Annotated in this window: 21 protein-coding genes; 6 read left to right on the forward strand and 15 right to left on the reverse strand. The window is 53.2% G+C overall.

Annotated elements, in window-relative coordinates:
- Positions 1 to 3 precede the first annotated feature (3 nt).
- Complete coding sequence (locus ACU8YC_RS15010) at positions 4 to 1,014, forward strand: LacI family DNA-binding transcriptional regulator (RefSeq protein WP_446895493.1); 1,011 nt, start codon at positions 4 to 6, stop codon at positions 1,012 to 1,014.
- A 40-nt stretch (positions 1,015 to 1,054) separates the two neighbouring features.
- On the opposite strand, the gene lysA is transcribed toward ACU8YC_RS15010, so the two are convergent.
- Positions 1,055 to 2,311, reverse strand: a complete 1,257-nt coding sequence (gene lysA / locus ACU8YC_RS15015; RefSeq protein WP_286538358.1) for a diaminopimelate decarboxylase — start codon at positions 2,309 to 2,311, stop codon at positions 1,055 to 1,057.
- Positions 2,312 to 2,429: 118 nt separating this feature from the next.
- On the opposite strand from lysA, the gene ACU8YC_RS15020 reads away from it, so the two are divergent.
- Positions 2,430 to 3,365: a LysR family transcriptional regulator gene (locus ACU8YC_RS15020; protein WP_151218293.1), complete on the forward strand. Its 936-nt coding sequence runs from the start codon at positions 2,430 to 2,432 to the stop codon at positions 3,363 to 3,365.
- Here ACU8YC_RS15020 and ACU8YC_RS15025 read toward each other — a convergent pair.
- Entirely contained in the window at positions 3,337 to 4,044 is a 708-nt protein-coding gene (locus ACU8YC_RS15025; protein ID WP_187253153.1) for an aspartate/glutamate racemase, read from the reverse strand. The genes ACU8YC_RS15020 and ACU8YC_RS15025 overlap by 29 nt on opposite strands.
- Before the next feature lie 141 nt (positions 4,045 to 4,185).
- Between ACU8YC_RS15025 and ACU8YC_RS15030 the strand changes: the two genes are divergently transcribed.
- On the forward strand, positions 4,186 to 4,512 hold the full coding sequence (locus ACU8YC_RS15030) for a cupin domain-containing protein (RefSeq protein WP_278238351.1): 327 nt from the start codon (positions 4,186 to 4,188) through the stop codon (positions 4,510 to 4,512).
- A gap of 79 nt (positions 4,513 to 4,591) precedes the next feature.
- Here ACU8YC_RS15030 and araE read toward each other — a convergent pair whose 3' ends face one another.
- From araE to ACU8YC_RS15055, 5 genes are all read right to left on the reverse strand, one after another.
- Positions 4,592 to 6,010, reverse strand: coding sequence for an arabinose-proton symporter AraE (gene araE, locus ACU8YC_RS15035; protein WP_414078092.1), 1,419 nt, complete (start codon positions 6,008 to 6,010; stop codon positions 4,592 to 4,594).
- A gap of 315 nt (positions 6,011 to 6,325) precedes the next feature.
- Positions 6,326 to 7,087, reverse strand: coding sequence for a 2-dehydro-3-deoxy-D-gluconate 5-dehydrogenase KduD (kduD, locus tag ACU8YC_RS15040; RefSeq protein ID WP_446895494.1), 762 nt, complete (start codon positions 7,085 to 7,087; stop codon positions 6,326 to 6,328).
- Between the two features lie 58 nt (positions 7,088 to 7,145).
- Positions 7,146 to 7,982 carry a 5-dehydro-4-deoxy-D-glucuronate isomerase gene (gene kduI / locus ACU8YC_RS15045; RefSeq protein ID WP_151218295.1) on the reverse strand — a complete coding sequence of 279 codons (837 nt, stop codon included), beginning with the start codon at positions 7,980 to 7,982 and terminating at the stop codon, positions 7,146 to 7,148.
- A 468-nt stretch (positions 7,983 to 8,450) separates the two neighbouring features.
- Complete coding sequence (locus ACU8YC_RS15050) at positions 8,451 to 9,629, reverse strand: acetyl-CoA C-acetyltransferase (RefSeq protein ID WP_151224288.1); 1,179 nt, start codon at positions 9,627 to 9,629, stop codon at positions 8,451 to 8,453.
- 102 nt (positions 9,630 to 9,731) lie between these two features.
- Positions 9,732 to 10,616: a LysR family transcriptional regulator gene (locus ACU8YC_RS15055; protein ID WP_151218296.1), complete on the reverse strand. Its 885-nt coding sequence runs from the start codon at positions 10,614 to 10,616 to the stop codon at positions 9,732 to 9,734.
- 101 nt (positions 10,617 to 10,717) lie between these two features.
- Between ACU8YC_RS15055 and ACU8YC_RS15060 the strand changes: the two genes are divergently transcribed.
- Both ACU8YC_RS15060 and ACU8YC_RS15065 read left to right on the forward strand, forming a co-directional pair.
- Positions 10,718 to 11,173, forward strand: a complete 456-nt coding sequence (locus tag ACU8YC_RS15060) for a multidrug/biocide efflux PACE transporter (protein ID WP_040232158.1) — start codon at positions 10,718 to 10,720, stop codon at positions 11,171 to 11,173.
- 142 nt (positions 11,174 to 11,315) lie between these two features.
- On the forward strand, positions 11,316 to 12,545 hold the full coding sequence (locus ACU8YC_RS15065; RefSeq protein WP_187253155.1) for an amino acid permease: 1,230 nt from the start codon (positions 11,316 to 11,318) through the stop codon (positions 12,543 to 12,545).
- 54 nt (positions 12,546 to 12,599) lie between these two features.
- Here ACU8YC_RS15065 and rcnR read toward each other — a convergent pair whose 3' ends face one another.
- Entirely contained in the window at positions 12,600 to 12,872 is a 273-nt protein-coding gene (rcnR, locus tag ACU8YC_RS15070; protein WP_003825567.1) for a Ni(II)/Co(II)-binding transcriptional repressor RcnR, read from the reverse strand.
- Between the two features lie 120 nt (positions 12,873 to 12,992).
- Here rcnR and ACU8YC_RS15075 point away from each other — a divergent pair, with 120 nt between their 5' ends.
- Positions 12,993 to 13,880 (forward strand): nickel/cobalt efflux protein RcnA, encoded by an 888-nt coding sequence (locus tag ACU8YC_RS15075; RefSeq protein ID WP_446895495.1) that lies wholly within the window; start codon positions 12,993 to 12,995, stop codon positions 13,878 to 13,880.
- A 45-nt stretch (positions 13,881 to 13,925) separates the two neighbouring features.
- Here the strand turns inward: ACU8YC_RS15075 and ACU8YC_RS15080 are convergent, their stop codons facing one another.
- The 7 genes from ACU8YC_RS15080 to ACU8YC_RS15110 all read right to left on the reverse strand — a co-directional run bounded on the left by ACU8YC_RS15080 (position 13,926) and on the right by ACU8YC_RS15110 (position 22,429).
- The gene (locus ACU8YC_RS15080) at positions 13,926 to 15,308 is read right to left on the reverse strand and encodes an amidohydrolase family protein (RefSeq protein ID WP_446895496.1); all 1,383 of its coding nucleotides are present in this window, start codon (positions 15,306 to 15,308) and stop codon (positions 13,926 to 13,928) included.
- 12 nt (positions 15,309 to 15,320) lie between these two features.
- Positions 15,321 to 16,271: a carbamate kinase family protein gene (locus ACU8YC_RS15085; RefSeq protein WP_446895497.1), complete on the reverse strand. Its 951-nt coding sequence runs from the start codon at positions 16,269 to 16,271 to the stop codon at positions 15,321 to 15,323.
- Between the two features lie 26 nt (positions 16,272 to 16,297).
- Complete coding sequence (locus ACU8YC_RS15090; RefSeq protein ID WP_187253158.1) at positions 16,298 to 17,848, reverse strand: xanthine permease; 1,551 nt, start codon at positions 17,846 to 17,848, stop codon at positions 16,298 to 16,300.
- A gap of 120 nt (positions 17,849 to 17,968) precedes the next feature.
- Positions 17,969 to 19,384, reverse strand: coding sequence for an oxamate carbamoyltransferase subunit AllG family protein (locus tag ACU8YC_RS15095; protein WP_446895498.1), 1,416 nt, complete (start codon positions 19,382 to 19,384; stop codon positions 17,969 to 17,971).
- Positions 19,384 to 20,931 (reverse strand): acyl-CoA synthetase FdrA, encoded by a 1,548-nt coding sequence (gene fdrA / locus ACU8YC_RS15100; RefSeq protein ID WP_151224291.1) that lies wholly within the window; start codon positions 20,929 to 20,931, stop codon positions 19,384 to 19,386. The genes ACU8YC_RS15095 and fdrA overlap by 1 nt, the downstream gene beginning before the upstream one ends.
- Complete coding sequence (locus tag ACU8YC_RS15105; RefSeq protein ID WP_446895499.1) at positions 20,909 to 21,739, reverse strand: DUF2877 domain-containing protein; 831 nt, start codon at positions 21,737 to 21,739, stop codon at positions 20,909 to 20,911. Before ACU8YC_RS15105 ends, fdrA begins: the two co-directional genes overlap by 23 nt.
- An 84-nt stretch (positions 21,740 to 21,823) precedes the next feature.
- Positions 21,824 to 22,429, reverse strand: a complete 606-nt coding sequence (locus tag ACU8YC_RS15110) for an ankyrin repeat domain-containing protein (protein ID WP_151218304.1) — start codon at positions 22,427 to 22,429, stop codon at positions 21,824 to 21,826.
- Positions 22,430 to 22,558: the final 129 nt, after the last annotated feature.

Raw genomic sequence — 22,558 nt, forward strand, 5'->3', positions numbered from 1 at the left:
GTCATGACTACGATGTTGGACGTTTCACGACACGCAGGCGTCTCAAAAGCGACCGTTTCGCGCGTGCTGAATGGCACGGGTCAGGTAAAAGAGAGCACGCGCCAGAAAGTGTTTAAGGCCATGCAGGCACTCGATTATCGGCCCAATTTTTTAGCGCGCTCTTTGGCGAATCGCACCAGCAACAGCATTGGTCTGGTGGTTTCCACATTTGATGGCTTCTACTTTGGTCGCCTGCTGCAACAGGCTTCGCGCCAGACGGAGTCTCACGGCAAGCAGTTGATCGTCACCGACGGCCACGACACGCCGGAGCGGGAGCTGGAAGCCGTACAAATGCTGGCTGACAGGCAGTGCGACGCCATTATTCTCTATACCCGCTATATGAGTGAAAAGGCGATTTTGTCGCTGATGAACAGCATTGATATGCCCTTGCTGGTCATTAACCGGAATGTCAGTCAGGCCCGGGATCGCGCGATTTTCTTCGAACAAGAAGACGCCGCGTATCAGGCGGTTAATTATCTGATCTCGCAGGGACATCGCGATATTGCCTGCATCACCGTGCCAGGGCATACCCCTACCGGCAAATCACGTCTGATGGGGTATCGTAAGGCGCTGGAAAAAAACGGTATTCCCTGGGATCCGAGCAAGATCAAATACGGCGATTCCACGATGACACGAGGCTACGAAGCGTGTCTTGAACTGCTGGAGGAAGGGGTAAAATTCAGCGCCCTGTTCGCCTGTAACGATGACATGGCATTAGGTGCATCAAAAGCGTTACATCAGGCCGGACTGAGGATCCCAATGGACGTCTCACTGTTTGGTTTTGATGACGCACCCAGCGCCAAATGGCTGGAGCCGGGGCTGTCTACCGTTTATCTGCCGATTGATACCATGATAACTACGGCCATAGACCAGGCTATCCGGCTGGCCAACGGCGAAAGCGTGGAGCCGATCCCACCGTTTACCGGCAAACTGGTGTTGCGTGATTCAGTAACGCCCGGACCGTACTTTAAGTAATTAAATGCCGAATGGCAGGCAAGCGCCATCCGGCATTCAATCAAATAAGTTCCAGCGCTAACAGCTCATCAATAGTCTGACGACGGCGAATGAGTCGCGCCACGCCGTTATCGAACAGAACCTCCGGCAGCAGCGGGCGACTGTTGTAGTTTGACGACATTGAAGCTCCATACGCCCCGGTATCATGCAGCACAAGATAATCACCCGGCACCACCGCAGGCAGCAGACGAGTCTCCACATTTCCGCCTTCCTGCTGGGTAAACACGTCACCGGATTCACACAGCGGCCCGGCCACCACCGTCTCAATTTGCGCCGCATGATCCAGAGAACGTCCATCCCCCGGCAGCGCGGAGATATGGTGATAGCTACCGTACATGGCCGGGCGCATAAGATCGTTGAAACCCGCGTCGATCAACACAAAGTGACGACTGCCCATCTCTTTTACGCTACGCACCTGCGCCACCAACACGCCTGCTTCCGCCACCAGGAAGCGCCCGGGTTCGATCTCCAGTTTGACGGCGTGTCCCAGATGTTTAGCTATTTGATCTCGTGCGGCGCTCCACAAACCAAAGTAGTGATCGGTGTCGATCGCCTCTTCACCTTCGCGATACGGAATTGATAAACCGCCCCCCGCGGAGATCGCCTCCAGATCCTGACCAAATTCAACCACCTGGCGCACCATCGCGCCGCATACCTGCTCCAGATGCGCGTAGTCTACGCCGGAGCCGATATGCATATGAATCCCCACCAGCTTCAGCTTATAGCGCTGAATCACTTCCAGCGCCGCAGGGAGTGAGCTATACCAGATGCCGTGCTTGCTGTTTTCGCCGCCGGTATTGGTTTTTTGACTGTGCCCATGCCCAAAGCCTGGGTTTACGCGCAGCCACACGCGATGACCCGGCGAGACCTGGCCCAGTTGCTCCAGCATGTCTACCGACCCGGCATTTACCGGAATACTCAATTCATGTACCCGCGCAAGCGTCGCTTTATCAATCATATCGGCGGTAAAGACTATCTCATCTTTCCCCGGCACAAAGCCTGCCGCCAGCGCACGTTCAATCTCGCCAAGCGAGACGGAATCAACCTTCACGCCCTGCTCACGCATCAGGCGCAGAATATGAATGTTCGAACATGCCTTCTGGGCAAAACGCACCACGTCAAACTGTTTGAGTTTGGCAATCTGCGCCCGAATGATTTGCGCATCGTAAACCCATACCGGGCAGCCAAATTCTGCGGGCAGGCGTAACAGATTGTCGGCGGTCAGGTCGGTGTCTGTGCTGTTGAGTGGGCGTGGCATGCTGTGCTCCGATAGTGGCTTTTTTATGATTACGCCACAGCCCGAAAAGAATAAAAAATATCGTTTTATCGTGAGTCTATGCAAAAATGATATGGATTAGATCATTCGAGGATTAGCTATGCCCGCCGTTAACCTGCGTCACATCGAAATTTTCCACGCCATCATGACCGCAGGCAATCTGACGGAAGCCGCACGCATGCTCCACACCTCACAACCCACCGTCAGTCGGGAACTGGCAAGATTCGAAAAAGTGCTGGGGTTAACGCTGTTTGAGCGTAGCCGCGGGCGACTGCACCCAACGGTACAGGGGCTACGTCTGTTTGAAGAGGTGCAACGTTCATGGTATGGCCTGGACAGAATTGTGAGCGCCGCTGAGAGCCTGCGTGAGTTTCGCCAGGGAGAATTATCGATTGTTTGTCTGCCGGTATTCTCACAGTCCTTTTTACCGCCGCTGCTGCAGCCATTTCTCGCGCGCTATCCGCAGGTCAATATTCAGATAGTGCCGCAGGAATCGCCGCTGCTGGAAGAGTGGCTGTCGGCACAGCGCCACGATCTGGGGTTAACGGAAACGTTGCAAACGCCTGCCGGAACAAAACGCACCGAGCTGCTGGCGCTGGATGAAGTATGTGTACTGCCACAGGGGCATCCGTTGACCAAGAAAGCGGTATTAACGCCGCAGGATTTTCAGGGAGAGAACTACATCAGCTTGTCGCGGACCGACAGTTACCGCCAGCTACTGGATACCCTTTTCAACGAGCATCAGGTGAAGCGCCGTATGGTGATAGAAACCCACAGCGCCGCTTCGATTTGCGCGATGGTGCGGGCGGGTGTGGGGATCTCAGTGGTCAACCCACTCACCGCACTGGATTACGCCAGCAGCGGAGTCGTTATCCGCCGCTTCAGTATTTCAGTACCCTTTACGGTCAGTCTGATTCACCCACTTCATCGCCCCGCCTCAGCGCTGGTTGATGCTTTTACAGCACATCTGCAAGCCCATCTCCCTAGGCTTATCGATCCGCTGGAGGCTATTTTGCATCCACAGACGAAAGCATAAACGCCACCGCATCTTGCGCATGGATTGCCGCCGTGTCGAAAACCGGGAGTGGGCTTAGCTCGGCTGGAACTAACAGACCAATCTCGGTACAGCCAAAGATCACCCCTTGCGCGCCCTGTTTCGCCAACTGATCAATGACGCTCAGGTAATAGTCGCGGGAGGTTTCATTGAACTCACCGAGACACAATTCGTCGAAAATAATCTGGTTTATTCTCTGACGGTCATCAGCTTCAGGAGTAAGCGTGCTGATGCCAAATTCAGCCTGTAAGCGCCCGCGATAAAAATCCTGCTCCATGGTGTAACGCGTGCCCAGTAGCGCCACGTTGCGCATCTGCTGCTTTTGTATCGCCCGGCCCGTCGCATCGGCAATATGCAAGAACGGCACATCACAGGCAGTTTCAATCGCCTCAGCAACTTTGTGCATGGTGTTGGTACACAGCACGATCCCTTCCGCTCCGGCTTGCTGAAGTCCGATGGCGGCCTGCGCGAGGATCTCCCCAGCCCGCTGCCAGTCACCGCTTGACTGACAGGCTTCAATCTCGTGAAAATCCACGCTGTGCAACAGAATCTGCGCAGAGTGCAGACCACCCAAACGCTGTTTAATCCCTTCATTAATGAGTCGATAATAAGGAATGGTGGATTCCCAGCTCATACCACCTAACAGACCGATCGTTTTCATCATTTCCCCTTATTCGTTGTTGTTTTTTCAGTGGACCAAAGATGCGATCAACTTTCCACAACTATTAGTCAATATTTTCTTTTGATTTATTATGATATAAATTTAATGAAACATTGTTTTATTATTTAACGGAGAGGCCGGATGTTTATTTTTCATAAAGAGACCACGCTTGAAGATCTGGGCAATGGCGTTACCCGGCGCATTCTTGCTCACGACGGTAACATGATGGCGGTTGAGGTAAACTTTGAGCAAGGTGCAATCGGCCCGATGCACAATCACCCGCACGAGCAGCTGACTTACGTGTTGTCCGGTGAGTTTGAATTTACCATCGATGACGAAAAACATATCGTTAGAGCAGGCGACACCCTGTATAAACAGCCCAATGTTATGCATGGCTGCGTCTGCTTAACACCGGGAACGCTGCTGGATACCTTTACCCCCATTCGCGAAGATTTTCTGCACGGGTAAAGTGCTAAATAAAAAAGCCGGGTATCGCTTACGCTTACCCGGCCTCCATGAGACGTCATCCGACATTCCGTCTCAACATTTACACCCCAATATCTCTTAACTTCTCGCCCGCCATTAACTTGCGTTCGATATGTTCCAGCGTGACGTTTTTGGTTTCAGGAATGAGCCAAAATGTAATCCCGATAAACGCGACGTTTAGCGCGGTGTAAAGCCAGAACGTACCGGCAGCGCCAATGCTGTCGAGCAGCGTCAGGAACGTTGCGCCAATGATCATGTTCGACACCCAGTTAGTGGTAGTGGAACAGGTAATACCGAAATCGCGGCATTTCAGCGGCTGAATTTCCGAACACAGGATCCACACGACCGGCGCGGCGCTCATTGCGTAACCTGCAATACACATCATCGTCATGCCAACCGAGAGCCAGGACAGCCCACTGGAAGCCGTGCCGTTATCAAATCGCATCAGGCAATAACCAAGCACCAGCGTCCCGATAGCCATTACGCTGAAACCAATTTTTAGCGCCGGTTTACGCCCTGCTTTGTCTACCGTAAAGACAGCGATAAAAGTAGCAAACATAAACGTTAAACCGACCACCAGTGTGGCAATCATCTGCTGCTCAGTGGTGGTAAACCCCGCCATTTTAAAAATGCGTGGCGCGTAGTACATGATAATGTTCATCCCGGTGAACTGCTGCATCGCCTGCAACAACATGCCGAGGAAAACCGCGCGACGCACGTTACGGTTAATTTTAAACAGCGCCCAACCGCCCTGCTTAAGCTTCAGGCTTTCACGAATTTCGTTCAGCTCATCGCGGGCTTTTTCTGACGTATCACGCAGCATACGCAATACTTCTTCGGCTTCGATATGGCGGCCTTTCTCCGCCAGCCAGCGCGGGCTGTTTGGCAGGAAAACAACCAGGATAATCAGTAACACCGCCGGAAGTGCCAGCACGCCCAGCATAGCGCGCCAGTTACCGCTGTAGCTGAACGCCGTATCAGATAAAAAGGCCAGCACGATCCCCAGCGTCACCATCAGTTGATACATGCTGATCATCTTGCCGCGCACGTTCTCACTGGCCATTTCGGAGAGATAGAGCGGCGCGGTGTAAGAGGCGATCCCCACCGCAACACCCAGCACCACGCGGGCAAAAATGAGCATTTCTACGCTGGACGCAAACGCCGAACCCAGAGATCCAACGACGAAAAGGATCGCGCCCGCCATCAGACTGTATTTGCGCCCCAGACGGAATGACAGCCAGCCGTTAAACAGCGCACCAATTGCCGCGCCCAGCATCATGCTGCTTACCACCCACTCCTGCAGACGGCTGGTCAGGACAAAGTGATCGGTGATAAAAGGCAATGCGCCGGCTATCACGCCAATATCCAGGCCGAATAACAACCCTGCGACGGCCGCAGAGATCGAAACAAACATATTCATACGTCGCGTATCGCGCGCAGTGCGCGGCGCTAAAGCAGCATCATTATTAATTGAGACCATTTTTTCCTGCCAGATACAGAGTAACCATGGCATTGAAAGTAAGGGATCCCTTACAGGAAGCGTCAGGCGGGAAACGGCAAAAACATGGATAAAATTGCTGCACCACATCGTTATGTGATGGATATTCCAATTTTAAAATTTATCGATAATCACTCAATTAAATTTAATTGATTGATATTAATGTATATTAAAAATAAAGGAACCATATACAGGGAAAGTAATATGGAATAATTTATAACCACAATATGGATTTTAATGATCCTAATATAAAAAAACCCTGCCAGATGGCAGGGTTTGTCGGTACAGGAAAGCTGATTAACGCGCCAGCCAGCCGCCGTCTACCGCTACGGTATAACCGTTGATGTAGTCAGAGGCGCTGGATGCCAGGAACACGACAGGCCCCATCAGGTCGCTCGGCAGCCCCCAACGACCCGCCGGGATACGATCGAGGATTTCTGCGCTACGCTGTTCATCAGCACGCAGCTGTTGAGTGTTGTTCGTCGCCATGTAACCCGGCGCAATTGCGTTAACGTTGATGTTATGTTTTGCCCACTCGTTCGCCATCAGACGGGTGACACCCATAACGCCGCTTTTAGACGCGGTGTAAGACGGTACACGGATGCCCCCCTGGAAGGAAAGCATAGAGGCGATGTTGATAATTTTGCCGCCATTACCCTGCGCGATAAAGTGCTTCGCCGCGGCCTGAGACATAAAGAACACGCTCTTAATGTTCAGGTTCATCACGTCATCCCAGTCTTTTTCGCTGAAGTCGATCGCATCGTCACGACGGATAAGCCCCGCGTTGTTGACCAGAATATCGATATGACCAAATTCCGCCACCGCGCTCTCCAGCAGCGCCGGAATGCCATCAATTTGACGTAGGTCAGCGGTCAGACTTAAAAAACGACGGCCCAGTGCGGTCACACGTTCGATGGTTTCCGTCGGTTCAACAATGTTGATACCCACGATATCGCAGCCCGCTTCAGCCAGGCCAAGCGCCATACCCTGACCCAGACCGGTGTCACAACCAGTCACAACAGCGACTTTACCTTCAAGAGAGAATGCATTCAAAATCATTGTAAATCCTTAATTTTTTATAATGCCCGCCACAGGCAGGCAAGGCTGTCGCCCGCTACTAGCGCAGATCTTTGACTGCAACATGGTCCATATCATCAAAGACCTGGTTTTCGCCGACCATGCCCCAAATGAACGTATACGCTTTTGTGCCAACACCGGAGTGAATTGACCAGCTCGGAGAAATCACCGCCTGCTCGTTATGCATCACAATATGACGCGTTTCCTGAGGCTGTCCCATCATGTGGAAGACGCAGGTATCTTCTTCCATATTGAAATAGAAATAGACTTCCATACGACGTTCATGGGTATGACACGGCATGGTGTTCCACAGGTTACCCGGCGCCAGTTCGGTCAGGCCCATGCTCAACTGGCAGGTTTCCAGCACATCTGGCACAAAGTATTTATTGATAGTACGACGGTTACTGGTGAGGTTATCGCCCAGCGTCACTGGCGCAACGTCTGCTGGCGTGACTTTTTTGGTTGGATAAGTCGTGTGGGCCGGCGCGCAGTTGTAATAAAACTTTGCCGGCTTCGCCGCATCGATGCTTGCAAAAACCACTTCTTTTGCCCCTTTCCCGACGTACAGCGCGTCACGATGGCCAATTTCATAGCACTGACCGTCAACGGTAATCGTGCCCGGGCCACCAATGTTGATCACACCCAGCTCACGACGCTCAAGGAAGTAAGTTACGCCCAGCTGTTTGCCAACTTCACCACCCACTGAGACGGTTTTGGCCACAGGCATAATGCCGCCAACAATGATGCGGTCAATGTGGCTGTAGACCATGGTGTATTCATCTGCGACAAACACTTTTTCGACCAAAAACTCATTACGCAGCCCCTGAGTGTCCAGGGTTTTCGCATGCGCACTATGGATGCTTTGTCTTACGTCCACATTTACCTCCAGTGATAAATTGACCGTGAATGCTTAAACGAATAACAAAACGCTGTTCCGTTTTATCTTATGCATTCATGATATCCCTCCCGGAATGGGTTTTCAATGATAAGTAAAACGTTGTTTCACTTTTTCTGCATCTTATTATCAAAAGTGTAAGTGCGATCACGCCAGCGCGTATAAATAGCGAAGCTGTTTTAAATAAAATGATGAATAACAATAAGATAAGTTGAGTTATTCATTAAGGGTGGGGATAAAAATGGAAAATTCAGCCGAAATCATCGGTCGAAAAGACAACTTTTCTAACAAAGTGCGCAGTTAATCACATGAAATGAAACAACGTTTTGATAAGTTGAATGTGTTTAGAGTGTATGTTTCTGTAACTGGCCTTGCCCTCCTGCTGGAGGGCTTTTTTACAGGTGCAGCGAAACACTTAGAAAGGCGTTTAAGACGGTAAATCTAAGATCGTTAATCTCGTTCGATAGCAAGTGCCACACCCTGGCCGCCGCCGATACACAACGTTGCCAGGCCTTTGTGCGCCCGACGTTTCACCATTTCATGAACCAGTGACACCAGAATCCGGCAGCCTGATGCGCCAATCGGATGACCGAGCGCAATAGCTCCGCCGTTCACATTCACTCGCCGTTCATCCCACTCCAGCATTTTTCCAACGGATAACGCCTGCGCGGCGAAGGCTTCGTTAGCTTCGATAAGGTCAACATCAGCCAGTTGCCAGCCAACGCGCTCAAGGCAGCGCCGCGTCGCGTAGACCGGAGCAATCCCCATGAGCGCAGGATCGACCCCGACACTGGCAAAGGCGCGAATGCGAGCCAGTATGGGTAAATTCAGCTCCTGCGCCTTGGCTTCGCTCATCATCATCACCGCGGCAGCGCCATCATTGATAGATGACGCGTTACCCGCTGTGACCGAACCGAGTCTGTCGAAGGTAGGATCCAGGCGCGCCAGCCCTTCAGCGCTGGCATCGGTGCGCGGTTGTTCATCGGTATCCACTACCAACGATTGCCCGTTACGCTGCGTTACCACTGGCACGATTTCATCTTTGAAGCGTCCGGCGTCAATTGCCATCCGCGCCTTGTGTTGCGAATGCAGCGCGTAGGCATCCTGTAGTTCACGGCTGATGCCATATTCCCGCGCCAGATTTTCTGCGGTAACGCCCATATGGTAATCGTTGAAGGCATCCCACAGCCCGTCATGCACCAGACTGTCGACCAGTTGACTGTTACCCAGTTGCGCCCCGGTGCGACTATCAGTCAGGACATGCGGCGCGCGGCTCATATTCTCTTGCCCGCCCGCAATCACAATGTCGGCCTCGCCGCACTGGATAGCCTGAGTCGCCAGATGCAGCGCTTTCAGACCCGAACCGCAGACATCGTTTATGGTGATAGCGGAAACGGTATTGGGCAACCCACCATTGATGGCTGACTGACGCGCCGGGTTCTGCCCGGCGCCTGCGGTAAGCACCTGACCGAGGATCACTTCATCCACAGCGTGAACGTCCACGCCCGTGCGTTCCAGTAACGCCCTGACCACCATGCTGCCTAATTCAACGGCAGAGTGGCGCGCCAGCGTCCCCTGGAAGCAGCCAATCGGTGTCCTTAACGCCCCGACTATCACAACCTCTTTCATCACCACCTCAGCGCAAAATAACCTCGCAATAGTAGATGATTGTTAAAAATAGTTATCAAGGTTGTTTAAAAACGGTGATTTTTATCACAAAGGAAATTCGTATCATTTATTAGTCATCTGAACGCCACTCTGCTGTAAATGGTCGCGCAACCAACTTCCCGCCACGCCAGGCGGGGATTTCTTATTCCACAACAGATCGATAGAGATAGCCTTTGGCCAGCCGGGCAGCGTCAATTGAACCAACGGTTTTTCTGCCGCAAATTCTTCTACCAGCGCGCAAGGCAGCGCGCACCAGCCGAATCCCTGAACCGCCATACTCAGCAGCAACAAATAGTTGGGAGCAGACCATACGGGGCCGCGCGCCACGTTGGTACCGCTTTCCAGATAGGTATTCAGACGCAGCTCGCGCCAGGTGTGGAGTTGTTCCCACTGCAGTTTTTCCTGGCCCGCCAGCGGATGCGAAGCCGCAACATATAACCCCATCCATGATTGCATCGGCAGACGAGTGACCCCCATGTCGGTCGGGTAATCCTCCCGCGCTTCGATCAACCCCACCTGAGCACGTCCTTTTTGCAGCAGATCGATCACGTCTTCATCTTCGCCAATCAGACATTCAAACTCGGTATGAGGAAACTTGCGGTCAAACTGCACCATCAGTTCTTCCAGCACATCCGGGTGCAGCGTGTCTGACAACACGAAGGTCAGGCGCGCTTCCGTTTCACCCGACAATGAGATCGCCGCCTCATCAAGGCGCTCACTGGCCGTCAAAATTGCCTGCACATAGCCCAGCACCCGCTTACCTTCTTCGGTCAGCGTTGGCTGCCGGGATGAACGGTCAAACAGCGCAAAACCAAGGTCGGCTTCCAGATGCGCAACGGCTGTACTGATGGTGGACTGGCTTTTGCGTAGGCGACGGGCCGCAGCAGAAAATGAGCCGCAGGAAACGGTCTCTACAAATGCCGTTAACGCTTCAGGAGAGTAACGCATGAACTATCTACTTTATCGATGGATACTATCTTTTAGATATCACATAAAACGATAAAATTGCCACCATTCCGTTATCCAGGCATCAAAGAAGGTTTTAGGTTATGCAACACGATACAGTCCAACGTCGCTCGTTAATGGAGCGCATTTTTCATGCCGTCTGCTTTGAAGGCATTGCCACCGCGATCCTCGCACCAACCACCGCATGGTTGATGCAGCGCTCGGTGCTGGAAATGGGCGGACTGACCATTATTCTCGCTACCACGGCGATGATCTGGAATATCATTTATAACGCTCTGTTTGACCGCTTATGGCCGTCACATCTGGTGAAACGTACGGCGAAAGTACGGGCATTCCACGCCTTAGGTTTTGAGAGTGGTTTTATTGTGATCGGGGTGAGCATCGTGGCGTATGTGCTGAACGTCAGCCTGCTTCAGGCATTCACGCTGGAAATAGGTTTCTTCCTGTTCTTCCTGCCATACACCATGTTTTATAACTGGGCATATGACACGTTACGCGAGCGCGTTATGAAGCGCCGCCAGCAGCGCGTTACTGCCTGATAACTCAAACAATAGTCGGAATCTTCTTGGTTCCGGCTATTCATCCAATCCCCCTCCAGCTTGTTCACACCTCCCCCAGCCCCTGCCATTTGTGGTAAATTGCGCTTCTTTTTGTTTATTTTATAGTTGATACGTTCAAATAATGTCGAAATTTTGGTCAAAAGAAGAGACTCTTTGGAGCTTCGCACTATATGGGACTGCCGTTGGCGCAGGAACCCTCTTCCTCCCCATACAGCTGGGTTCTGCAGGCGCGGTGGTGTTGTTTATCACCGCACTCGTCGCCTGGCCTTTAACCTACTGGCCGCATAAGGCGCTGTGCCAGTTTATCCTGTCGTCAAAAACCTCTGCAGGTGAAGGGATCACCGGCGCAGTCACCCATTACTACGGTAAGAAGATCGGCAGTCTGATTACCACCCTCTATTTTATTGCCTTCTTTGTGGTGGTACTGATCTACGCCGTGGCGATAACCAATTCACTCACCGAACAGCTGGCAAAACATTTCGAGATAGATCTTCGCGTGCGTATGCTGGTCAGTTTGGGCGTGGTACTGGTGCTGAATTTAATTTTTCTGATGGGTCGACAAGCTACCATCCGGGTGATGGGCTTTTTGGTGTTTCCGCTCATCGCATACTTTTTATTCCTTTCGCTCTACCTGACCGGAAGCTGGCAGCCAACGCTACTCACCGGCCAGATGTCTTTCGATCAGCACACGCTTCATCAGGTTTGGATATCTATTCCCGTGATGGTTTTCGCTTTTAGCCATACGCCAATTATCTCTACGTTCGCCATCGACCGTCGTGAGAAATACGGCGAGCAGGCCATGGGTAAATGCAAAAAAATCATGAAGGTAGCCTACGTCATCATCTGCCTGAGCGTACTGTTTTTCGTTTTCAGCTGTTTGCTTTCGATTCCGACAAACTATATCGAGGATGCAAAAAATGAAGGCGTGACCATTCTGTCAGCGCTTTCGATGATGCCAAACGCGCCGGCCTGGCTGTCGATTTCCGGGATCGTTGTCGCCGTTGTGGCGATGTCAAAATCGTTCCTCGGCACCTACTTTGGCGTGATTGAAGGGGCAACGGAAGTGGTAAAAACGTCGTTGCATCAGGTGGGAGTGAAGAAAAGCCGGGCTTTTAACCGCGCCCTGTCCATTATGTTGGTTTCGGCCATTACGTTTATCATCTGCTGCATTAACCCTAATGCTATTTCAATGATTTACGCGATAAGTGGACCGCTGATCGCCATGATTCTGTTTATCATGCCGACATTATCTACCTATCTAATCCCGGCGCTGAAACCGTACCGTTCAGTGGGTAACCTGGTCACGTTGATTGTCGGTCTGCTGTGTGTATCTGTGATGTTTTTTGGCTAGAACGTGTTGTTTAACGGTTCATTCCTCGGTAAGTGGATGAGCCGTTAAACTGATTTATTTGATGTACGAATCCAGTACCTTCAGAACTACATCTAAATCTTCTTCACGCTTAATTTCATCGCCCTGATGAACAATGTGCTCGGTCAGATGCCCCTTAATCACTTCGCGCATTAATCCGTTTACCGCCCCGCGAATTGCCGCTATCTGCTGCAATACTGCCGCGCATTCATGCGGTTCATCCAACATGGTTTTCAATGCCGCCACCTGCCCCTGAATCTTACTGGTTCGGGCTTTCAGCTTTTGTTTGTCCCGGATCGTATGTGACATAGCAATACCTTTTTAACGTCTGACTACAGCGACAATATCATTGTCGTTCTACTGGGGGGTAGTATTTGATACTGGGGGGGAGTAGAATCAGGCGAAATTAAACAACTAAGAATCATTCTCATGAGTGAATTTTCTACGCTTCTTCAGCAAGGCAACGCCTGGTTTTTCATTCCCAGTGCGATCTTATTGGGTGTGTTACACGGCCTTGAACCGGGGCATTCCAAAACGATGATGGCGGCCTTTATTATCGCCATTAAGGGAACCATCAAACAGGCGGTGATGCTGGGACTGGCGGCAACGCTGTCGCATACCGCTGTGGTATGGTTGATTGCACTCGGCGGGATGTATATCAGCAAAGCGTTTACTGCCCAGACCGTCGAGCCCTGGCTGCAGTTTATCTCGGCAATTATTATTCTTGGTACCGCGTTCTGGATGTTCTGGCGAACCTGGCAGGGAGAGCAGAACTGGCTGGCCCAGACGCATCACGACCACGATCACGGGCATCACCACCACCATGATCATGACGACCATCACCACCATCATGACCACGATGACGATCATCACCATCATCATGACCACGATCATAACCATGCCGCGTTAGCAGGGCTGAGCGAGGGTTCGAAAGCGTATCAGGACGCCCACGAACGGGCGCATGCCACCGATATTCAGCGCCGCTTTGCGGGCAAAGAGGTCACCAACGGCCAAATATTACTGTTCGGTCTGACCGGTGGGCTGATCCCGTGCCCTGCTGCCATTACGGTGCTGCTGATATGCATCCAGCTCAAAGCCTTCACGCTGGGTGCCTCCATGGTGCTGTGCTTCAGCCTCGGGCTGGCGATAACGCTGGTAACGGTGGGCGTGGCCGCGGCAATCAGCGTGCAACAGGCGGCCAAACGCTGGAACGGGTTTAACACACTGGCGCGTAAAGCGCCCTATTTTTCCAGCGCACTCATCGCGATGGTCGGCGTATATATGGGGGTTCACGGCTATCTGGGGATCGTCGGTTAACGGTAAGAGCGTGCAGCAGCGATTGCCGCTGCGCGGAAAACCAAACTAGCTTGCGACATTCCCCCACACCAGTTGCCCTTTATGGAAGGTCGCGGTACGTGGAGAGATTCGCGCGACCGCTTCCGATGAGCAGGAGGCATCCACCAGCACAAAGCTGGCTTCATCCTGCGCTTTCGGCCAGACGCGCTCACCTTTATCGTTAAGCGGCAGCACATCGCCGGTTGCAAGGAACAGCGCCCGCGACAGATTGAGTTCGTTCGGGCGAATATAGAGCTGCGCGTACAGATTCGCCTTTTCCAGCATATCCCCCAGGCCGTACGGCGACCAGTGGTCAATCACGCTGTCGGTCCCGGTAATCACTTCCACGCCTTTGTCGCGCAGCTGTTTTAGCGGCATGTGCATCGTGCCAATCGGCACCGTCGAAGCAATGGTAATCTGCTGCGCCGCCATGCGGGTTGCGAGTTCATCCACCTGCTGTTCGTTCAGCGTAGACAGCGCAAACGCATGGCTGATGGTCAGCTTGCCTTTCAGTTGCGGGGTTTTCTCAACCGTTTCCACCATGTAATTCACCGCCGCTACGCCTGCCGGACTGGTTTCATGCAGATGGATATCCACGCCTTTGTTGTAATCGAGCGCTATCTGGAACATGGTATCGAGTGATTTTTCCATCGCCCCATCCACGCTGGTTGGGTCCAGACCACCGACATAATGCGCCCCCGCCTGCATCGCTTCGCGCATCAGTGGTTCAGATTTTGATAACAGCAGGCCATGTTGTGGAAACGCCACGATTTCGCAGGCAAAACCCGACTGGCGACGCGCCAGCACCGCCTGCAGGTTTTCCAGGTTTTTCAGCCCGGAAACCGGTTCGATATTGCAATGGCTGCGGGCGATCGAGGTGCCTTTGGATTGCAGCAGATCGATGAGCTTTTCCGCGCGCTCCTGGGTATAAGGCTGGAGTTCAGGCAGCAGCTTTTGTTCCAGACGAATCATATCCTGAATGGTGGTGCCCGCCGGGCGGTTCAGTGAACGCCACGGACCGCCGTAAAAGGTTTTATCCAGATGGATGTGCATGTCGCGCATGGCGGGCAACATCAGCTTTCCACCTGCATCGTAGTGCGGCAGCGTCGTATCCGGATGCTGCTTATTCTCGCGCAGCGCAACAATTTTCCCGTCCTGGACTTCAACAGTTTGCAGCGCGGTACGGGTATGCACCACCACCGAGTTTTCGTAATCAAACCCCACTTCCAGCAGGACGTTATCAAGGTAATAGTGCTTATCATTAATCGTCATTGTGCTCTTCGCCCCGCAGGTGTTCCCGACAGGATTAGCAGCATACGCGACCGGGGCCACTGCGCCAAAAAGCGCGGCAGCGGTCACCATTTTTCCGCTCTGACTTAAAAATTCACGACGGCTGTTACTTTCCTTCATTCGCATCTCCTCTCAGGAATGGACAATATGGGTGCCCGTTTCACCGCGCAGTGCGGCGGGCAGGCATTCCGGCGTGGTGATGATCACCCGCTTACCGCCACGCGCCAGGAACGTCAGGCTGGCAACGATCTTGGGTAACATGCTGCCCGGCGGGAAATGCCCTTCCTGCATATAACGCGTCATCGTGGCGACATCCACCGTATCCAGCGCCTGCTGATTGGGTTTGCCAAAATGAATACAGACCTGCTCGACGCCGGTGGTGATCACCAGAATGTCGGCGCAAATCTCCTGCGCCAGCAGCGCCGTGGAGAGATCTTTATCAATCACTGCGTCCACGCTCTGGTAATCCCCCTGATCGCTACGCACCACCGGGATCCCGCCACCGCCCGCGCCAATCACCACAAAGCCTTGCTGTGTCAGCGTTTTGATCGCCTCTGCTTCAACAATACGTTTTGGTTCAGGGGAGGCCACAACCCGGCGGTAGCCGCGCCCCGAATCCTCCACAAAATGCCAGCCCGGGTTGACTCGCAGCAGCTCGTCACGCTGCGCTTCATTGAAGAACGCCCCGATAGGCTTGGTCGGGTTAGCAAAGCCCGGATCGTTTTTGTCGACCTCCACCTGCGTGACCACCGTGACCGCCTTTTGCTCGCCGCGTCGTGCCAGACGGTTGTTCAGCGCCTGTTGGATCAAATAGCCGATGCCGCCCTGCGTATCGGCGACGCAGTTTGCCAGTGGGGTAAGCGGCAGTCCTTCACGTTCGTGCGCGATTTCCGCACGCCGGAGATCCAGCCCTACCTGCGGCCCGTTACCGTGTGTCAGCACAATGTTGTAGTCCGATGCCAGCATCTCCAGCACCGTATCCGCCACTGCCTTCACCGCCTCAGCCTGGTGCTCAATCGACTGGCTGGCGTTATCTTTGATAATGCTGTTGCCGCCAATGGCAACGACCACAAGTTCTTTCATAGTGTTATCTTCCGCTTACAGGCGATTCAGGTCGTTTTTGACGGTTCCTGCTCAGGCGCAGTCACCGCTTCACGGCTATCAAGAACATGCTTGAGGACAAACATGCCGCTCATCATCAGGTAGGCCACAACAAACATCATCGAGCTGCCTTCAGCAAAGCCAACCGCCGGGGAGTGGATCACGCCAAACAGCGATAACAGCGCCCCAAAGGCTGCGGCAATCGCCCCGCGTAACGGCTTATTCATAATGGCGAAGATAGCGACGCAGCCCCACAGCATACTGGCCAGCGGCGCGCCGCTACCCAGATGCACCAGTCCGTCGTAATAGACACCTTTGCTGTGCAGCAGATCGCTCCCCAGTTTCCCCGCAGATGTTCCGGCAGCGCCCATCACGCTGTTGACGATGGTTAGCGCCCAGTTAGCGATCCACGGGAACAGGCAGATGAAGATCACGGGAACCTCGACTTTGGGCGTTTCTCGCACCACCTGATTGGCGGTCACTACGCCGATAAACACCAGAATCGGCACGATCGCGGTCATCGGAATAATGGCGAGCATAAACGCGCCCAGGCCAAACAGCGGCACCAGGAACATGGTGATACCAGATGCCAAGGTATAGCCGATGCTGGCGCCCATCGCTTTCCAGCCCGCATGCCCAACATACACGGTCACCGGGAACGGGTTGCCCAGCATGCAGCCAAGCATGGAGGCGAAACCGTTCGCCATCATCACCTTGCGGGTGTTGTACTCATCACCTGCCGCATGTGCGCTTTCAATGTTCTCGAGGTCAAAAATGTAGTTCGCCAGACCCAAAGGGACCGCAGAGGCCAGATACGGCAGCGCGTGCGGCAAACCTTGCAGGAAGCTGTCGACATGAATTTCCGGCGGGTTGAAGCCAAAGGAAGACATCGAGGATTTAATCGCTTCCGGGCTTTGCAAACCGGAGATCCACGCCAGGGCCGTACCGGCAATTAGCAGCAGTAAGCCGGTAGGAATGCGGGCAAAAATCGGCTTCTTACCGAACCAGTTAATGAAGATCAGTAACAAGACGATGAAAGAGACGGTCGGCGCTTCAAATGCCTGCAGCATCGGGTTCATCGCCAGTAGCAGCAATCCCAGGCCGGACAGACAAGAAAGCAGTACCGTACGCGGGATCATCTTGCGGATGGTCTCGCCCAGGAAGGAGCCGCCCACCAGGATCAACGCTTCGACAAAACACCACACCAGCGCGATTTGGATCGCGAAGTTGGCATCTTTGGTTTGCTGATAAACCGGCATCAGTACCAGGAAGGTGACGGTAAAGATTGACGGTGCGCTCGGTCCGGACGGCAGTGCCGTCACGTCATTACGCCCTGTGTGCTTTGCCATCTGCAGGCCAAACCAGGCATAGCAGACACTGGCCACCAGCACCGCCAGACCAAAGGCAGGCGCAATGCGCCCATACACAATTTCGGTAGGGATCCCGACGACAAAAATGAGCAGCCCCATCATTGTCAGCAGGTTAGTCAGGTTGTTGGTCATCAGCCCGAAGTAAGCCGCCCAGTCACCACGTTTCCATTCTAGTTTTATGCTGTTCATGGAATATCCTTCACAGGTTAAGCATCGTTTGCGATCTCAGGGATCGCCCAGCCCTGCAGGTAAGCAACGTTTTGCGCTTTGCTACTGTGGGGCTAACGCCGTTAGCCCCGATTGTTGTTATTAGCAGTAGCGGTCACGCCAGTTGAGGATCGCCTTTTCAAAACAGGCGAACGGCGGGTGGACTATTCCGGCGCCGATCATGCCGATCCCTGCGTCTTTGTGCGCAATTGCGGTGTTAATCACCGGCAAAATACCGGTGCTGCCTACGCGTGTAATATCTATCGCGGTCGGTACCCCCATAAAACCCAGCAGCGGAATCGTGACGTTGGGGTTTTCACCGAGGGTGATTTCGCGCATCTGGCGAGAGAAATCGACCGCCTCTTCGACCGTTCCCCCCACCAGCGCCACGATAGCCGGTGCCGTCGCCATGGCAAAACCGCCAATGCCGTAGGTTTCGGTAATCGCGCTATCGCCGATATCACGACCGGAATCTTCCGGCTTATAGCCCGCAAACATCGGACCTATCACCTGTTGCGCCGGACCGGTAAACCATTGCCCCGGCAACCCGCTGATGCGCAGACCGAACTTAACGCCGTTACGCGCCATCGTCGTCACCACGGTGCTGTATTCAATACCGTGGGCGGCGTCCATTGCCGCTTTACACATTGCCATCCAGGTCGGCCCGGAGAAGTAATCGCTGCTAAGGACGAATTCGAACACCTCACGCTGCTGCTCAACCGGATAACCGGTCTGAATAATCCACGGCGTCAGCGCCTGAATCAGCAGCGCCGTCCCGGCGTTGTTGCGGTTATGACACTCATCGCCCATGTGCAGCGCCTGTGCCAACATCAGGCGCAGATCGATTTCTCCCGCCAGCTTCATGGCATCGCGCAACATCGGTCCCATCACATCACGCATCCAGTTCAGACGATCGATAACGCTCTGATCGTTCGCTCCCATGCGCAGGATCTTCGCCATCTGCTCGCTCATATTGGTATATGCGCGGTTGCCGTAGGTTTTGTTCTCTACGATGTGCATAAACATCGACGCCGACGTCACACCCGCCATAGAACCAACGCAGTCATGCTCGTGGCACGGAGAGAAGATAATTTCGCCGGAGGCGGCAAGCTCGGCGGCTTCATCTAGATCTTTCGCCAGGCCTTCAAACACCAACGCCCCGGTTACCGCGCCCTTCATTGCGCCGCACATTTTTTCCCAGCGGATCGGCGGTCCGGCGTGCAGGATGGTGTTGCGGGTCATCCCCGGCACGACATTGATTGCCTGGTCATAGCCAATAAGCACCGGATGCGACTGGATAATACGTTCCAGCGCCTGCTGGTTAGCGGCAGCGATTTTGTCTGCCAGCGGCGAATCGGCAATCTCGTCCAGGGCGGCCACTACCTGCATGTTGCCCTGTCCCGGCGGCGTCCAGTCGAGCTGAGTCACGGGTACGTTCTGCTTTTTCAGGTCATCGCTGAACATCGCGATGCCGACATTAATCACATTCAGCGGCTGGTTAAACAGTGTCTGGCTCATCAGGCTTCCTCCCCTTTACAGATAAATTCACGCGCCAGCAATCCGGTGTTGGTGCTACTGCTCGCCCAGATGACGCCAGCATCGGTCAGCATCTGGCACTGTTTTTCCAGTGACGGCGTATCGAGGGAGGTGCCCAACACGTAGCCGAGGATCTCCAGCGGACGGTCGTCTGCGGCAGCGATCGCTTTGGCTTCAACAATCGCGTCGAGCATCACACCGACCGGATCTTCATGCGCTCCAAATCCAAGCACGAAGTCCATCACGATCACGCCGACTTCAGGATCGCGCGCTTCCTGCAACAGACGACTAATGCGGTTGGTGGGATCGATCATCGGGTGCGGTTTACCGTTGGTGAAATCATCATCACCGAAATCGAGGAAGGTATGCCCGACGCTGCGGTTGAGATCTTGCAGGCGGAACGCCGGATCCGGATGAATGTTGCTGTAAACTTCCGCGTGTTTTTCCATGGCGGCAAACATCGCCTCATCGCACAGCGTGCCACCGCAGAACAAGCCGCGAATATACTTTTGCTGCGGGGTCAGACGGGCGCGGACCTCTTCAATCAGCGGCCAGTTGAGCGGATGTAGATCCAAACTCTCTTTTTTAACGCCGGTCAGCAGCACCGCTTTCAGCGCCGCTTCTTTGGTGCCGCGTGCAAACAGCAGGCCTTTTTCATCCGCAGGTGCGGCTTCACGCCCAAGGAAACACACCACAACGGGCTTATGGCAAGCGCGCGCGCGTTCCAGCACCTTGCGCGCCACCGCTGGCGCAGGCGGTTTGGAGATCAGCGCAATGATCTCCGTTTGCGGATCAGCCTCCAGCATGCCAATCGCGTCAAGCATCATCAGGCCGCCAATCTTTTCACTCAGATCGCGTCCACCGGTACCAATCAGTTGGGAAATCCCGCCGCCAAACTCGTGAATGCGTACGCTCAGTTCCTGACTTCCGGTACCAGACGCACCGACAATTCCGATGTTGCCGCGACGCACCGCGTTGCCAAAACACAACGCCGCGCCGTTAATAATGGCGGTTCCGCAGTCTGGCCCCATCATCAACAGCCCTTTTTCATGCGCCAGCTGCTTGAGTGCCAGCTCGTCCTCAAGAGAGACGTTGTCAGAGAACAGCATCACGTTGAGGTTATTTTGCAGCGCCTGACGCGCTTCACGCGCAGCAAACAGTCCATTGACCGAGATCACCGCCAGGTTGCTGTCAGGAACATGTTTCTTCGCGCTGGCGAGCGTGGCATAGCGCGCTTCGTGCTGGCCGCCCTGCTCTTTATGCGTAAACAGTTCTTCAATCGCCACCAGCGTCTGGTCGTTCGCCGCTTCGCTGGCACCTTTAATGACAATCATCAGATCGCCACTTTTCGCCTCTTCCAGCTCAGGCGTGAGCAAGCCAAGATTCTTCAGCACGCCCTTATTCATTTCTGTCGCCATAGCTACGAACGCCTGCTCAACGCCATCGAGCTTATTTGCGCGTGTAGAGATAGACATCAGTGAGACAGAATCAAAATACGTATTCTTTTTAACAACTATCCTGATCGACATAATTCCCTCCGGACCTGTAGCTCAGGGCACAGGCATCCGCCATGCCATACAGCATGTCGCAGCCAGAACTTGAGCCAATATTTTTAATGTCAATAATATATTGTGTAGAAACGGGGTGTTGCTCAGTAATAATATGTTTTACCAGCCGCCCAACGCTTTCCCGAAAACGTTGATGAAAAGCTTCCTGCAGCGTTATTTTGCTGAGTAGCGTCGTATTATTTCCGGCACATTGTAAGGCCGCTAAAAAATCTTCGCGATATTTCCTCAGCGGATGTCCAGGAATAAATAGAATAGTGCTTAAGCCCACTAAATAATCATCAGATGAAGGCGTCAGACCAATCCCCAGACCAATTAAATAACTGACCGCTGTAGAGATATTTTCTCCTGTATGCAACGCCGTCAGTAATCTTTGTCGGCGATTGAGTAATTGACGGGTGATTTCCTGATAAAACGGGTTATCACCCTGGTACAGAAATAATGTGTCGTCGCTTGTTAGCTGTTGGCGGATAACCCCTTCCCAGCGCTGCCAGTAGACTGTAGCGAGGCTTACTGTATCTGGCGTCCACCGTGGTATGCGCCACCGCAGACAACCGGAGGTTTCTATCCATTTATCGTTGCCAACGGCTATCCCCGACTCGGAAAAACTGACCCATTCACCAGAGTGAAACAGGTCTTCACAATGCGTCAGCGCCAGCCGACAGCTGTTAGGCGCGTTATCACAATCTTCACTCAGTAACGTCAGCAGTTGCTGCTGTTCAGGTATTAACAGGTTTACTGCGCGGGAAAAAACCTGTTCAACCCGTGCCATTCCCCGGAAAGCGAGAAACGCGCCGTCTGCGGTTAACGCCCGTACACATCGCCGTGATGGCGTAGCGATAGTGGCGCTCCTCGGTCAGGCTCCGGCCGCAATCAGCAGCTCGGCAATTTCGTGGTAACCTTTCTCCCGCGCCAATTCCAGCGGGGATTTACCGTATTTATCCGTCATGTGCGGATTCGCACCATGGTCGAGCAGCAGCTTGACGATCTCCTGCTGCTTCGCACCGCCATCATTCAGCACGATGGCTTCCAGCAGCGGCGTCCAGCCGACAAAGTTGGTGTGATTAACATTGATGTCGGTCCGCAGCAGCAGTTCACGCACGATGTCCACATGGCCTTTTTCACTGGCAGGCGTAATACCCACACCGCCAAAACGGCTCAGGCAATTAAGATCGGGGTTAGCCGGTAATACCAAACGCAGTAGCGTTAAGTCATTCGTCAGGCAGCTAATCAAGAATGGATTAAAGCAGGTTTGATCTTGTTTATTAATATCAGCACCTGCGGCAATCAATAAAGAAACACAGTCGTAATGTTTATTCAGACTGGCGATAATTATGGCGGTACGCCCCTGGCGGTTAGTGGCATTAATATCCACATTTTTTGCCAGACAGGATTTTAATCCCTGTGCATTGCCCTGCTCTGCCGCCAGCAAAAATTCAGTAATGAGTTCTTTCTCTGACATAGTCCCTCTCCTGCAGTTTTTAAGGCTTTTAAAATTTCGATAAGCTGAGAATAGCAACAGAGTGATAAGAATAATATCCGCTTAAATTTCATTCATCGTTAGCGAGGCGATTGTTGAACACAATTTAAT

The sequence above is a fragment of the Citrobacter sp. VF227 genome (assembly GCF_052950715.1).